This is a genomic window from Ruegeria sp. F12, from assembly GCF_056533885.1.
This window is the reverse complement of record NZ_JBQFOV010000003.1, coordinates 155,190-168,245: the sequence shown is the minus strand read 5'-3', so window position 1 is coordinate 168,245 and position 13,056 is coordinate 155,190. Positions and strand designations below refer to the sequence as shown.

The window sequence follows — 13,056 nt, the reverse complement described above, 5'->3', positions numbered from 1 at the left end:
CAGCAAAGAAATTCCTGTTTTTACGGAGACGCGCCATGGGACCCTTCCCGCATAACGCCCCGAAATCTGTCATCGGCCCCGAAAATCCGGCCGGAACCGACGGGTTCGAGTTTGTCGAATTCGCCCACCCCGAGCCACAGGAACTGCGAGACCTGTTCGCCAAGATGGGGTTTGAGTTGGTCGGCCACCACAAGGACAAGCCCTCGGTCGAGCTGTGGCAGCAGGGCGACGTGACCTATATCCTCAACGCGGATCCCGAGAGCTTTGCCGCCAAGTTTGTCGCAGAACATGGCCCTTGCGCCCCGTCGATGGGCTGGCGAGTTGTGGATGCGAAAAAAGCCTTCGAGTATGCCGTCAGCAAGGGCGCCGAGCCCTATGATGCTGCGGACAAAACGATGGACGTTCCCGCGATCAAAGGGATTGGCGGATCGCTGATCTATTTCATCGATCAATATTATGACACCTCGCCCTATAATCAGGAATTCACATGGACCGAACAGTCCAAGCCGCGCGGCGACGGGTTCTATTACCTCGATCACCTGACCCACAACGTCTACAAGGGAAATATGGACAAGTGGTTCAAATTTTACGGCGATTTGTTCAACTTCCGTGAGATTCGTTTTTTTGACATTCAGGGTAAGTTCACCGGGCTCTATAGTCGCGCGCTGACATCCCCCTGCGGCCGTATCCGCATTCCTATCAACGAAGACCGGGGCGAGACGGGCCAGATCGTGTCCTACCTCAAGAAATACAAAGGCGAGGGTATTCAGCATATCGCGGTCGGCAGCGAGGACATCTATGCCTCGACCGATGCGATTGCCGAAAAGGGTCTGAAGTTTATGCCGGGCCCGAACGAAGCCTATTACCACATGTCCAAGGACCGCGTGGCCGACCATGAAGAGCCGCTGGACCGGATGATGAAACACGGCATTCTGATTGACGGCGAGGGCGTGCTGGACGGGGGCGAAACCCGGATCTTGCTGCAAATCTTCTCGAAAACCGTGATCGGCCCGATTTTCTTCGAGTTTATCCAACGCAAAGGAGATGACGGGTTTGGTGAAGGAAATTTCCAGGCTCTGTTCGAATCCATCGAGCGCGAACAAATCGAATCCGGTGAAATTTCAGCCGCTTGATCCTGTGTCTTAACTTGATCTCGGGGGCGGCCTGCGCCCCCGGTGATCAACTTCTGGGCAGCCGCAATGTTACGTTCTGGCCGCGTTTTTGATAGCGCAGTTCGGAATCGCCAATCGCCACCACATTGCCGCCGTCCAGCCTGTCTCCGACTTTCAACTTCTTGTAGCGCCCACTGGGCAGACGCACCAAGGCGCGTCGGTTGGCAGGCGTCCCATAGACGCCGATCAGGTTCAGCTTGCGCAGGTTGATCGCGTTATCGATTGTCGCCTGCCGCGCGACCGAAGCAGAGGACGGGATTTTTGGCGCGACCGCTTTGGGCTGGAAGGACTCCGCCTCGTCAACGGATTGCGCAACGGCGGCGGTCGATCCCAAATTCACAGTGTTGACACGCGCGCTACGAGCTGCCCCGGCCGGGCGCGGTTTAGGGCGCGGGACGCGAACTACGGCCAGTGCGGTGGGTGTGTAGTCAATCTCTGGCGGCTTCAGGGACGCAGGTCGCAGTTTGGGGCGCAAGACTGCCAGTTCCTGCAATGTGCGCCCGCCAAGCTGCTGGCGCTCGAACTGGTCGATCAGGTTCTCGGGGCGCGGCTTTGGTCGCAGTTCGGCCAGACGTGATGTCACCTCATCAGGGACAGGCTCTTCCTCGAACCGCACGGGGACATCTGGGGGTACTTTCGACGGGCGGCCGAGATAGACGATAATGCCGTCCGGGTTCAGCGTGCCCTCGGCAGTGGGTGTCACCAATCCGCGCTCATCCAACTCAAACCGGGTGCCTGCAGCTGAGGGTTGCGCGACCGGTTGGAATTCCAGATCGGTGTCAAACCTTGCGACCTGTGGCAGGGCAACCGCGTCACGCGACAGGTCCGACGGGTCGATGGAGGCCAGATAGATATCTTCGGCCTCAACAGCGACAGGGCTGTTCAGGGGCTGAGGTGTTTCAAACCGCACAGCGGGCAGCAGCGGTTGCGGCTCCGGTTCGGGCGCGATCGGTTCAACAACGGTGGGCGCCACTTTCAGCGCCTCGAGGATGGCGACATCTGTGGCGGAAAGCGCAGGTTCTTCTGGTTCGGCAGGGGCCGGAATTGGTTCGGACGCGGCGGTTTCTATTTCAACGGGGTCACTTACGACCGTTTCTGTCGCGCGCGGTTCATCTGGTTCGGGTTCCGCGAAGTCCGTCACATCCGGATCGGCCTCCACAGATTCCAATGGTTCAGGCGGGGCGACCGCAATCTCGGGATCAACCTCGATTTGGGCGGTTTCCGTCTCTTGGACTTCGTCGTCGGGATTGCCGCCAAGCGCCCAGACTAAAATGGCCACCGCTGCAACACCTGCGACTGCTGCGGGAACCGTATATTGCGTCAGGTTCGCTGCATACGGAATGGACCGAGTCTCGGCTTCAGGGACCGACCGGAAATCCGCAGCAGCGGGAGAGGGCGCTACGACATGTACAGCTGGTTGCGGAGTGTCGGGAACGGGTGCCGCGATAGGCTCGGGTGACAGGAACTGAGGCGCTTCGGGATAGTCTTCACCATCGGTTGGTGCCGTGATCTGAACCGGTACGAATCCATGTTCAGTGGCAAACTCGCGGGCTTCGGTTAGCGTTTGTTTCGCCACAGCGGCGACGTGAATGATCTGGTCCCTTGTTGCGGTATCATAAACCAGCTCGTCCAACGTGTAAGGCGTCGCGCTGGTCAGAGCCGTCTCAACAGATCCGTCCGCGCCATCGGCGTCGACAGCCAGATAGCGTACCTGATCTTTCGGCAGCACCAGCGTACAGCTCAGCTGCGTCTCAAGCGCAAAGGCCTTGTCGCGTAGCGTGGCAAGCTGCGTGCCCAGATCCGGCTCATCCACGAACACATCACCAAGCCAAAATGAGTCATTGTTGGCCAAATGGTGCAAAGAGATTCCGGTAGACGAAAAAATCAGCTCAAAGGCAGGTTTCATAAGCCGGACGAACCATAGTTATCAGGGTCAAAACAGACAGGCATCCCGTCCGCAGACCGACATTAAAGCAGGATCTTGCCGAGGGAAAGAAAAAGCCGGGTTTCCCCCTTGTTCGGCAGACCCTTGCCACCCCATCTTGACAGTAACGAAATCGGAGGGAAGACCTTGAAGAAATTCGCTTTTCTGGCGGCCTTGATGGCCGCAACTGCGGTTGGCGCAGCCCATGCGGAAGAACGTCGCATCACCGTTAGCGCAGCAGGCACTGTGCTGGCTGAACCGGACATGGCCACCATTACTCTGGGCGTTACCAATGAGAATGAGCAGGCCGCTGCTGCGATGAAGGCCACGTCAGATGCTGTGTCGCAAATCCTGGCACGGCTGGACCAGATGGGGATCGACGCGCGCGATGTGCAGACCCGCGATCTGTCACTGTCACCGGTCTGGGCGGGCCGTGGCAACCAAGCTGGAGAACGGCCTGAAATCTCGGGCTTTTCAGCCTCAAACCGCGTGTTTGTGCGGGTGCGTGATCTGACGCAGTTGGGCGCAGTGATGGATGCGGTCATCCAAGACGGGGCCAATGATTTCGGCGGTCTCAGCTTTGGTATTCAAGACCCCAAACCGCTGGAGGCTGAGGCGCGTGCCAAAGCCGTGGCCGAGGCGACAGCCAAGGCCGAGCAACTGGCGCAGGCAGCCACGGTCACACTGGGCCCTGTTCAGCAGATCAGCGAGCAGGTCGGCGGCATCCGGCCTGCGGCCCAGATGCGCGAATTCGCGGCGGCGGATGCAGGTGGAATTCCGGTGGCAGGAGGCGAGGTCTCGGTCTCGGTCAATGTCACGATGGAGTTTGGGATTTCCCAGTAAGCTCAGCGTGATGCGCGGGCTTGCAGTGACTGACGCTGCTGGCCCGTCTGGTCGAAGTTCTCAGGGGTCAACCATGCCTCGAAAGCCGATCGAATACGGGGCCATTCGCTGTCCAGAATCGAATACCACGCGGTGTCCCGGTTGCGTCCTTTATAATGGGTTGCTTGCCGGAAGATGCCTTCGAAGGTGAAGCCTAGCCGCTCGGCCGCGCTGCGCGACGGTGCGTTCAACGCGTCGCATTTCCATTCGTACCGGCGATAGCCCAGTTCGTCGAAGACCCGCCGCATCATCAGATACATCGCTTCAGTCGCCACGGGCGTGCGCTGCATCAAGGGTGAGAAATGGATATAGCCGACCTCGATGACGCCGGCGTCGGGGGTGATACGCAAATAGGTTGCGTGGCCAACCGGGGTGCCGGTTGCGTCCAGAACAGTGTGAAACATCGGGTCTGCGCTACGTTCGGCCTGTTTCATCCAATCTGAGAACGCGGGCTCGGATGTGATCGGCTCTTCTGGCAAGTAGGTCCAGTTCCGACCGTCTTCGTCCTGCGCAAACGCCCGGTAGAGGCCGGATGTATGCTGTTTCGCATCCAAAGGAACCACTGAACAAAACCGCCCCGGCATATCGGTGCGGGGGGGCATCGGGCGTGGAAACTCACCCGACACCGGCGCGCCGATAGGTTGGCCAAAGGCGTTGGTTCGGTGGTCCGTCATCATTCAGGCGGTGGCTTTGGACAGAGCCTGATCCAGATCAGCGATCAGGTCATCTGCATCCTCAATCCCGATCGAGACACGTACAACGCCGGGACCTGCCCCTGCAGCTTCTTGCTGTTCAGGGGTCAACTGCCGGTGCGTGGTCGAGGCCGAATGGATAATCAGCGAGCGCGCATCGCCGAGGTTCGCAACATGGCTGAAGATTTCCAGTGCGTTCACAAGTTTGACGCAGGCGTCATAGCCGCCCTTTACAGCAAAGGTGAACAGGGCACCGGCACCCTTGGTGTATTGTGCCTTGACCCGATCGTGATAGGGCGACGAGGGCAAGCCCGCATAGGTCACATAATCGACGCGGTCATCGGCCTCCAACCAGGCTGCAATCTTCTGCGCGTTCTCAACGTGACGCTCCATCCGCAGCGACAGGGTTTCGATCCCCATCAGCGTATAGTGCGCCGCCTGCGGGTTCATGGTCATGCCCAGATCGCGCAGACCGATGGCGATACCGTGGAAGGTGAAGGCCAGCGGCCCGAAAGTCTCGTGGAATTTCAGGCCGTGATAGGCGGGTTCGGGTTCGCTGAGCGAAGGGAACTTGTCATTCGCTGACCAGTCGAATTTGCCCGAATCCACGATGCAGCCGCCGGTGACGGTGCCGTTCCCGGTCAGGTATTTGGTGGTCGAGTGCACCACCAGTGTCGCGCCCTGTTCGATGGGGCGGCACAGGTAGGGCGTGGCCGAGGTGTTGTCGACGATCAGCGGAATGCCCGCCGCGTCCGCGACATCTGCCATCGCACGGATATCGGTGACGTAGCCACCGGGGTTCGAAATGGACTCGCAGAACACAGCGCGGGTGTTTTCGTCAATCGCGGCCTTCACCGCCTCGGCGTCGTCCATATCGACGAATTTGGCCGACCAGCCAAAGCGTTTGATGGTCTGGCTAAACTGCGTGACCGTGCCGCCATACAGGCGGGTCGAGGCCACAACGTTGCAGCCCGGTCCCATCAGCGGGAACAGCGCCATGATCTGCGCGGCGTGACCTGACGAGCAGCAGACAGCGCCCACGCCACCCTCAAGCGTTGCCACGCGCTCTTGCAGCACGGCGACGGTGGGGTTGGTCAGACGGGAATAGATGAAGCCCACCTCTTGCAGGTTGAACAGCGCGGCCGCGTGGTCGGCATCACGGAAGACATAGGCCGTGGTCTGATAGATCGGCGTCTGGCGCGCGCCTGTGGCCGGATCGGGCCGGGCGCCTGCGTGAATCTGAAGCGTGTCAAAGCCGTAGGTGGGGCCGTCAGACATGGTCAAAATCTCCCTTTGGAATTTATGTTGCAGAATCTCTAGGCGATCAGGGGCGTGCGCACAACAACGCAGTCAGCGCATCCACAATCCCTTCGCCTTGATCTTGTTGCGGATAACCTGCTCGCGTTGCGGCAGGTTCTCGCGATCAAACATCGCGCGAATTTTGTGACCTTTGCGCTGAATCACCAGTTTGCGGATCGGGTCATAGCCCTTGAGCACTTTCTTGATCCGGTTTGGGGCCGCCACTGTTTCCAGCACCTCGACCACATGATCGCTTTCACGGGCATAGAGCAGCGGAAACAGTCGGTAGTGGCAAGTGACAGAGCCGTCCAACAGGCCAGCGGGCAGGGCATCGCGTCCTCCGCCCAGTGAATGAATGACCAGCGGCAGCGCCACCTGATCCAGCCAGGGGTCCAGCACCTGACCGGCCAGTTCCGGGATATCTTCGTCGCGTATGGCCCGCGCGTAGTCACGGAAACGCTCCCCAAAAACGCGCGGGCAGGAATAGAAAAAGTAGCCTGCGTTGAAATACAGATAGCGCCGCCAGTAGTCATGCGGTTGGCTGGTATCCAGCGAACTGTCGAAATCCAACCCGAACCGCTGGTAGAGCGCCCGCCAAATTCCGTCGAAACCGGGGCCGTAGAGGGTCGGGCGGGGCCATGTCCCCTCGACCTTCAGCGAAGCGCTTGGGCGGGAAAAATCGAAGGGGACAGTGTTCAGATCACCGGTGAAGAGCGTGTCACTGTCGAAGAACACAAAGGGCTCACCTTCGGGAAGGGCCAGCAAAGCCTCGATTTTGTTGCCGTAGGGATAGCTTTCGCCAAATACCTGGGAGTCGAAGGGCAATATCTCGACATCCAACTGGCGCAGCGCGTGCAGGATATCTTCGTTCTGAATGCTGGGGTCTTGTGACCAAAGCGGGCCGGGTTGGGGCACGGCGACGAACACACGACCGGCAAAGTCGGGGCTGCTGTGACGGAGTGAGGTGGCAAACAGTAGCGACTCGTATTGCAGGCGGTTGTTTTGTCCGATCAGGACGATGTTGAATGTCTTGGGGGTGGCCTGCATCGGTGTCCGGTCAATCACTGGGGTATTTCGGTTGGCGGCACATTACGCAGGGGCGGCGGGCAAAACCAGATGTGAACTCCACCTTGAGGCGCAAAATTTGAAAACCGGGACCGTGCCCCCATCTTATGCCAAGATGCCGAAACAGGAGATATCTCAAATGAGGGTCAACGCAGATTTCACCAAACGCGTCGCCGTTCACTTTGATCAGAGCGAATGGGTCCAATCCCCCGCCGCCGGGGTCGAGCGGAAGATGCTGGACCGTATCGGTGAGGAGGTCGCCCGCGCCACCACGATTGTGCGTTTTGCTCCGGGCAGCGCCTTTGCCGCGCACACCCATGATGGGGGTGAGGAATATCTGGTTCTTGAAGGTGTCTTTCAGGATGAAACCGGGGATTTCCCGGTGGGCAGCTACGTGCGCAACCCGCCGACCTCGTCGCATACGCCTTCGGCCAAGGAAGGCGCGACGATTCTGGTCAAGCTGCATCAGTTCGATCCAGCGGATCGCACTGAGGTGCGGCGATCGATCAACGGGGCAGAGAAACTGCAACTGTTCAAGGATGCCCAAGAGGATGTCAGAGTCCTGAGCCTCGCCGCCGGTGAATCGCTGAACCTGGATTCAGAGCAAGGGCTGGAGTTGTTCATCATTGAGGGGTCTGTTTCAGAAGCAGATGAGGAATTCTCGGCCTGGGATTGGCTTCGACTGCCGCCGGAAACCCAGTCTGTTGCGACCGCCGGGACCGATGGTGCCCGCGTGTGGATCAAGTCTGGGCACCTCTCTGGCATGGTCTGACCGACAGCGACGCTGTAATTTTAGGCAGTATTTTCTGGAAACCGGGCCGTCGAGCCCGGTTTCTTAATTTTTTGACCATTTGGCAAATTTTACCAATTGATAAAATTTCAGACTGTGGCAAGCTGAGAGTACAACAACCATATCTACAGGGAGTAGAGCGATGGCACAGGGCCAGATGGTCCCCGGCATTGTCTCCGGGCGGCTTTCCAGCGATGAGCTGACCTCGAATTTCACGGATCTGCATCCGCCATTGGCCGCGCATGAGGCCGCCGTGGCAGCAGATCGGTGCTACTTTTGCTATGACGCGCCATGTGTGACAGCCTGTCCGACGGATATCGATATTCCGTTGTTCATGCGGCAGATTCAGGCCGGTCAGCCCGAAGCGGCGGGTGAGACCATATTGGCGCAGAATATTCTGGGCGGCATGTGCGCCCGTGTGTGTCCCACCGAGACATTGTGTGAAGAAGCCTGTGTGCGCGAAGCAGCTGAGGGCGCTCCGGTCGAGATTGGGCGTTTGCAGCGTTATGCAACCGATAGTGTTATGGCAGACGGGGCGCATCCGTTTGTACGTGCCGAGTCGACCGGCAAAACCGTTGCGGTGATTGGGGCAGGGCCTGCAGGTCTGGCCTGCGCACACCGGCTGGCGATGCTGGGGCATGAGGTTGTTATTCACGAAAGCAAGCCCAAGCCGGGCGGCCTGAACGAATATGGGATCGCGGCCTATAAATCGACCAACAACTTCGCGCAGGCCGAGGTGGATTGGCTAATGCAGATCGGTGGGATCACGATCGAGACAGGTTCGGTTCTGGGCGACACGATCTCTCTGGAGGGCTTGTCAGCAAATTACGACGCAGTTTTCCTATCCATTGGCTTGGCCGGAGTGAACGCTCTGCGCGCGGGTGGCGTTGATATGGATGGCGTGCGGGCTGCGGTCGAGTTCATCTCGGATGTACGGCAGGCTAGTGATTTGACTGACTTGCCGGTAGGGCGCAATGTGGTCGTCATTGGCGGTGGCATGACCGCCGTGGACGCGGCGGTGAAGTCCAAGCTGCTAGGGGCGGAACATGTCACTATCGCTTATCGCCGGGGACGTGATGCCATGGGGGCCAGTCGGTACGAGCAGGACCTTGCGGCCTCGCATGGGGTCAAGATCATGGCCAATGTGCAGCCTGTGGCCGTGCACGGAAACGGCGCCGCGGCTGAGATTGAGTTGGAGTATACCTCGAGCGAGGGCGGTCAATTGACCGGGACGGGCGAAGTGATCCGCCTACCTGCGGATCAGGTTTTGAAAGCGATTGGTCAGACGCTGGAAGGCGCGCCCGAAGGGCTAACGCTGGACGGCAACAAGATCGCTGTCACTGGCGCGGGTCGGACCTCGATGGCGGGTGTCTGGGCCGGGGGTGACTGCGCGGCTGGTGGTGAAGACCTGACCGTGACCGCTGTGGCCGAGGGTCGCGATGCAGCAATGGACATCCACGCCAAACTGACGGCGTGAAACTGTGATTTTGGATGCTAATCGGCATCAGGAGGGTCGGATAAATGGCTGATTTAAAGACAAACTTTCTGGGTATAGAAAGCCCGAACCCGTACTGGCTGGCCTCGGCGCCGCCGACTGACAAAGAATACAATGTCCGCCGCGCCTTCGAGGCCGGTTGGGGCGGCGTGGTCTGGAAAACGCTGGGGGCCGAGGGCCCTCCGGTCGTGAACGTAAACGGGCCTCGGTACGGAGCGATTTATGGCGCGGATCGGCGGCTGCTGGGGCTGAATAACATCGAACTGATCACCGATCGGCCACTGGAGGTGAACTTGGAAGAGATGGCCCGGGTCAAGGCCGACTACCCGGACCGCGCGCTGATCGCCTCGATCATGGTGCCGTGCGAGGAAGAGGCTTGGAGAGCCATCCTGCCTCGCGTGGCTGAAACCGGTGCTGACGGGATCGAGTTGAACTTCGGCTGTCCCCACGGCATGAGCGAGCGCGGGATGGGATCGGCCGTCGGGCAGGTGCCGGAATATATCGAGATGGTCACGCGGTGGTGCAAGAAACACTATGACCGTCCTGTGATCGTGAAGTTGACACCCAACATCACGGATATCCGCAAACCTGCCGAGGCTGCAAAGAATGGCGGCGCGGATGCGGTGTCGCTGATCAACACAATCAACTCGATCACGAGTGTCAATCTGGACACATTCAGCCCCGAACCTTCGATTGACGGCAAGGGCAGCCATGGTGGCTATTGCGGTCCGGCGGTGAAGCCGATCGCTCTGTCGATGGTGTCAGAGATTGCGCGGGCGCAAGCAACGCATGGTCTGCCGATCTCCGGTATCGGTGGCGTGACTACATGGCGTGATGCGGCCGAGTTCATGGCCTTGGGCTGTGGCACCGTTCAGGTCTGTACGGCTGCGATGACCTATGGGTTCAAGATTATTGATGAACTGACGGCGGGCCTGTCCAAATGGATGGACGAGAAGGGGTATAAGGACGTCTCGGAGATTGTTGGTCTGGCCGTGCCGAACGTGACGGATTGGCAATATCTGAACCTGAACTATGTGGCGAAGGCCAAGATCGATCAGGACCAATGCATCAAATGTGGCCGCTGCTATGCCGCTTGCGAGGATACCAGCCATCAGGCGATTTCCATGTCTGATGATCGTGTGTTCGAGGTGATGGATGACGAATGTGTCGCCTGCAATCTATGCGTGGATGTGTGCCCGGTGGATGGGTGCATTTCGATGGTCCCGATGAATGCGGGCGAAATTGATCCGCGTACCGGACGGGAAGTGCAGCCTGACTACGCCAATTGGACGTCACATCCGAACAATCCGATGGCGAAAGCTGCGGAATAGGAGATTTTTCGTCGAAAAATCTTGGATCAGAAAATTCGACGAATTTTCTCAGAACAAAATGTCGATGGGGCCGCTGTGGCAGATCACGATATATTGGTTGGCGGTGCGGATCAGGTGGTATCCACGCCGCCTTATTTCTTGCTGAAACGTCTCATGCCCTACTTCTCTTTCCACCCAGCTCGTGGACCTGCGCACGACCGCACCGCGTTGCGCGGATTTGGTGGAAAACAACTGGTCGAGCCAGGGATCGGGATAGGGGCGAACGGTAATCATGGGCATATGCTGCCGCAATTTGGTTAACTGGACCTTAAGGCATAAGGAGTTTCCGGTAGAGCGTGTCTACAAAAGGTTCCGCGCCTTCAAAAGGATCTTCGTCCCCCAAAATCGCACGAACCTGTACGTCGAAATCGGCGTAGTGCTGGGTCAGCGCCCAGATCGAAAAGATAAGGTGATACGGATGAAGTCGCGCTATTTTCCCCTGATCCATCCAGCCGACAAGAATCGCCGTTTTCTCATCCACCAAGATCTTGAGGTCACTTGAAAGCGAGTCGTGAATGCGCGGCGCGCCTTGCACGAGCTCGTTGGCGAATAGGCGGCTTTCGCGCGGCAGATCGCGGCTCATTTCCAGTTTGCGTCGGATATAGGCGAGGATTTCCTCCATAGGGTCGCCATCGGCATCCAGTTCGTGCAGAGGGGCCAGCCATGTTTCCAGCAATCCGGACAGGAGCGCGGTGTGAATGGCCTCTTTTGTCGGGAAATAGTACAGGAGGTTTGGCTTGCTCAGGCCTGCCTCGGTGGCAATCTGGTCTACGGTCGCGCCGCGGAAGCCATGGGATGAAAACACGTTCAAGGCAGCCTCGAGAATCGCTGCGCGATTCTTTTTCTGAATTCTGGTGGGGGCGCGGTCTTTGGACATTGTTCCAGACTGTCTCATTTTACGGCAAGTGGGCGCTGGATAGGCCAAAAAATCTAATGGCGTCCTGCAATTTCTTGACTGATCTCGAACCCGTGATAGCGTGAGTTTGACCAGATGGTCAAATCAAGACACCAAAAGCGAGCCAAATCGCAAGCAACAGGGAAGAACAAGATGGCAGCTCCGGCGCAGAACCTCAGGATCAATGGCGACAGATTGTGGGACAGTCTGATGGAGATGGCCAAGATCGGCCCCGGTGTTGCGGGCGGCAATAACCGCCAGACCCTAACCGATGAGGACGCTGAAGGCCGCGCCTTGTTTCAGAAATGGTGTGAGGATGCGGGTTGCTCCATGGGCTTGGATCAGATGGGCAATATGTTTGCTCACCGAGCGGGAACAGATCCCGACGCTTTGCCGGTTTATGTTGGTTCGCACTTGGACACGCAGCCGACAGGCGGGAAATACGACGGCGTCTTGGGGGTTCTTGGCGGTTTGGAGATCATCCGAACGTTGAACGATTTGGGGATCAAGACAAAGCATCCCATTGTGGCTACGAACTGGACCAATGAGGAAGGGACACGCTACGCGCCCGCTATGTTGTCCTCGGGGGTGTTTGCCGGGATGCACACGCAGGATTGGGCCTACGCGCGTGAAGATGCTGAGGGTAAGGCCTTTGGCGATGAATTGCAGCGGATCGGTTGGCGTGGTGAAGAGGAGGTGGGCGCGCGCAAGATGCATGCCTTCTTTGAACTACATATTGAACAGGGACCCATTCTTGAGGCGGAAGGTAAGGACATTGGTGTTGTCACCCACGGTCAGGGGTTGAGTTGGACCCAGATCACGGTGACCGGCAAGGATGCCCATACCGGCTCGACCCCGATGCCGATGCGCAAGAATGCGGGTCTGGCGATGGCGCGGATTCTTGAGAAAGTGGACGAGATTGCCTGGTCCCATGCGCCCCATGCCGTTGGGGCGGCGGGGCATATCGATGTGTTCCCGAATTCGCGGAATGTGATCCCTGGCAAGGCGGTGTTTACGGTCGATTTTCGCTCGCCCGATCTGGACGTGATTCAAGATATGGAGGCACGACTGCGCGTTGCGGCTGAAGATATTGTCGAAGAAATGGGCTTGCAGATCGAGTTCGAGAAGGTCGGTGGGTTTGATCCTGTGCAGTTCGATGACGGCTGTGTGGCGGCGGTACGCGATGCAGCGGAACGGTTGGGGTATTCGCATACCGATATCATCTCAGGCGCCGGGCATGATGCGTGCTGGATCAACCGGGTGGCGCCGACGGCGATGGTGATGTGCCCTTGTGTGGATGGATTAAGCCATAACGAAGCTGAGGAAATCACCAAAGACTGGGCTGCGGCAGGGGCTGATGTTCTGTTGCATGCGGTTGTCGAGACGGCTGAGATCGTGGAGTAGGGGGCGCTGCCCCCGTCGCCCGGTGGGCGAATCCCCCGGGATACTTTTGGCCAGATGAAGCAGGCGGC

The 13,056-nt window shown here is 58.6% G+C and carries 12 protein-coding genes; 6 read left to right on the top strand and 6 right to left on the bottom strand.

Annotation, left to right across the window (positions count from 1 at the left end; genetic code table 11):
• Positions 1 to 35 precede the first annotated feature (35 nt).
• Positions 36 to 1,133, top strand: a complete 1,098-nt coding sequence (gene hppD / locus ACR0CA_RS05515; RefSeq protein ID WP_480897673.1) for a 4-hydroxyphenylpyruvate dioxygenase — start codon at positions 36 to 38, stop codon at positions 1,131 to 1,133.
• Positions 1,134 to 1,179: 46 nt separating this feature from the next.
• On the opposite strand, the gene ACR0CA_RS05510 is transcribed toward hppD, so the two are convergent.
• Positions 1,180 to 3,024, bottom strand: a complete 1,845-nt coding sequence (locus tag ACR0CA_RS05510) for a hypothetical protein (protein WP_480897672.1) — start codon at positions 3,022 to 3,024, stop codon at positions 1,180 to 1,182.
• A 219-nt stretch (positions 3,025 to 3,243) separates the two neighbouring features.
• On the opposite strand from ACR0CA_RS05510, the gene ACR0CA_RS05505 reads away from it, so the two are divergent.
• Positions 3,244 to 3,939: an SIMPL domain-containing protein gene (locus ACR0CA_RS05505; RefSeq protein ID WP_480897670.1), complete on the top strand. Its 696-nt coding sequence runs from the start codon at positions 3,244 to 3,246 to the stop codon at positions 3,937 to 3,939.
• A gap of 2 nt (positions 3,940 to 3,941) precedes the next feature.
• Here ACR0CA_RS05505 and ACR0CA_RS05500 read toward each other — a convergent pair whose 3' ends face one another.
• The 3 genes from ACR0CA_RS05500 to ACR0CA_RS05490 form a co-directional block, all read right to left on the bottom strand.
• Complete coding sequence (locus ACR0CA_RS05500) at positions 3,942 to 4,652, bottom strand: GNAT family N-acetyltransferase (protein ID WP_480549781.1); 711 nt, start codon at positions 4,650 to 4,652, stop codon at positions 3,942 to 3,944.
• Positions 4,653 to 4,655: 3 nt separating this feature from the next.
• On the bottom strand, positions 4,656 to 5,948 hold the full coding sequence (locus tag ACR0CA_RS05495) for an O-acetylhomoserine aminocarboxypropyltransferase/cysteine synthase family protein (protein WP_480897669.1): 1,293 nt from the start codon (positions 5,946 to 5,948) through the stop codon (positions 4,656 to 4,658).
• 72 nt (positions 5,949 to 6,020) lie between these two features.
• Positions 6,021 to 7,016, bottom strand: coding sequence for a hypothetical protein (locus ACR0CA_RS05490; RefSeq protein ID WP_480897882.1), 996 nt, complete (start codon positions 7,014 to 7,016; stop codon positions 6,021 to 6,023).
• A gap of 157 nt (positions 7,017 to 7,173) precedes the next feature.
• Here ACR0CA_RS05490 and ACR0CA_RS05485 point away from each other — a divergent pair, with 157 nt between their 5' ends.
• The 3 genes from ACR0CA_RS05485 to preA all read left to right on the top strand — a co-directional run bounded on the left by ACR0CA_RS05485 (position 7,174) and on the right by preA (position 10,650).
• Positions 7,174 to 7,806 (top strand): cupin domain-containing protein, encoded by a 633-nt coding sequence (locus ACR0CA_RS05485; protein ID WP_480897667.1) that lies wholly within the window; start codon positions 7,174 to 7,176, stop codon positions 7,804 to 7,806.
• Positions 7,807 to 7,966: 160 nt separating this feature from the next.
• Entirely contained in the window at positions 7,967 to 9,301 is a 1,335-nt protein-coding gene (locus ACR0CA_RS05480; protein ID WP_480897666.1) for an NAD(P)-dependent oxidoreductase, read from the top strand.
• 44 nt (positions 9,302 to 9,345) lie between these two features.
• Positions 9,346 to 10,650, top strand: a complete 1,305-nt coding sequence (gene preA / locus ACR0CA_RS05475) for an NAD-dependent dihydropyrimidine dehydrogenase subunit PreA (protein ID WP_170788509.1) — start codon at positions 9,346 to 9,348, stop codon at positions 10,648 to 10,650.
• A gap of 48 nt (positions 10,651 to 10,698) precedes the next feature.
• On the opposite strand, the gene ACR0CA_RS05470 is transcribed toward preA, so the two are convergent.
• Positions 10,699 to 10,923 (bottom strand): N-(5'-phosphoribosyl)anthranilate isomerase, encoded by a 225-nt coding sequence (locus ACR0CA_RS05470; RefSeq protein WP_237215754.1) that lies wholly within the window; start codon positions 10,921 to 10,923, stop codon positions 10,699 to 10,701.
• A gap of 34 nt (positions 10,924 to 10,957) precedes the next feature.
• Positions 10,958 to 11,566, bottom strand: a complete 609-nt coding sequence (locus ACR0CA_RS05465) for a TetR family transcriptional regulator C-terminal domain-containing protein (RefSeq protein ID WP_480856576.1) — start codon at positions 11,564 to 11,566, stop codon at positions 10,958 to 10,960.
• 171 nt (positions 11,567 to 11,737) lie between these two features.
• On the opposite strand from ACR0CA_RS05465, the gene ACR0CA_RS05460 reads away from it, so the two are divergent.
• Positions 11,738 to 12,988 (top strand): Zn-dependent hydrolase, encoded by a 1,251-nt coding sequence (locus tag ACR0CA_RS05460; protein WP_170788512.1) that lies wholly within the window; start codon positions 11,738 to 11,740, stop codon positions 12,986 to 12,988.
• Positions 12,989 to 13,056: the final 68 nt, after the last annotated feature.

Coding starts and splice junctions, on each gene's coding strand:
- ACR0CA_RS05465 (WP_480856576.1), bottom strand. CDS start 11,566: ATGTCCAAAGACCGCGCCCCCACCAGAATTCAGAAAAAGAATCGCGCA.
- ACR0CA_RS05490 (WP_480897882.1), bottom strand. CDS start 7,016: ATGCAGGCCACCCCCAAGACATTCAACATCGTCCTGATCGGACAAAAC.
- ACR0CA_RS05495 (WP_480897669.1), bottom strand. CDS start 5,948: ATGTCTGACGGCCCCACCTACGGCTTTGACACGCTTCAGATTCACGCA.
- ACR0CA_RS05485 (WP_480897667.1), top strand. CDS start 7,174: ATGAGGGTCAACGCAGATTTCACCAAACGCGTCGCCGTTCACTTTGAT.
- ACR0CA_RS05480 (WP_480897666.1), top strand. CDS start 7,967: ATGGCACAGGGCCAGATGGTCCCCGGCATTGTCTCCGGGCGGCTTTCC.
- ACR0CA_RS05460 (WP_170788512.1), top strand. CDS start 11,738: ATGGCAGCTCCGGCGCAGAACCTCAGGATCAATGGCGACAGATTGTGG.
- ACR0CA_RS05470 (WP_237215754.1), bottom strand. CDS start 10,923: ATGATTACCGTTCGCCCCTATCCCGATCCCTGGCTCGACCAGTTGTTT.
- ACR0CA_RS05500 (WP_480549781.1), bottom strand. CDS start 4,652: ATGACGGACCACCGAACCAACGCCTTTGGCCAACCTATCGGCGCGCCG.
- hppD (WP_480897673.1), top strand. CDS start 36: ATGGGACCCTTCCCGCATAACGCCCCGAAATCTGTCATCGGCCCCGAA.
- preA (WP_170788509.1), top strand. CDS start 9,346: ATGGCTGATTTAAAGACAAACTTTCTGGGTATAGAAAGCCCGAACCCG.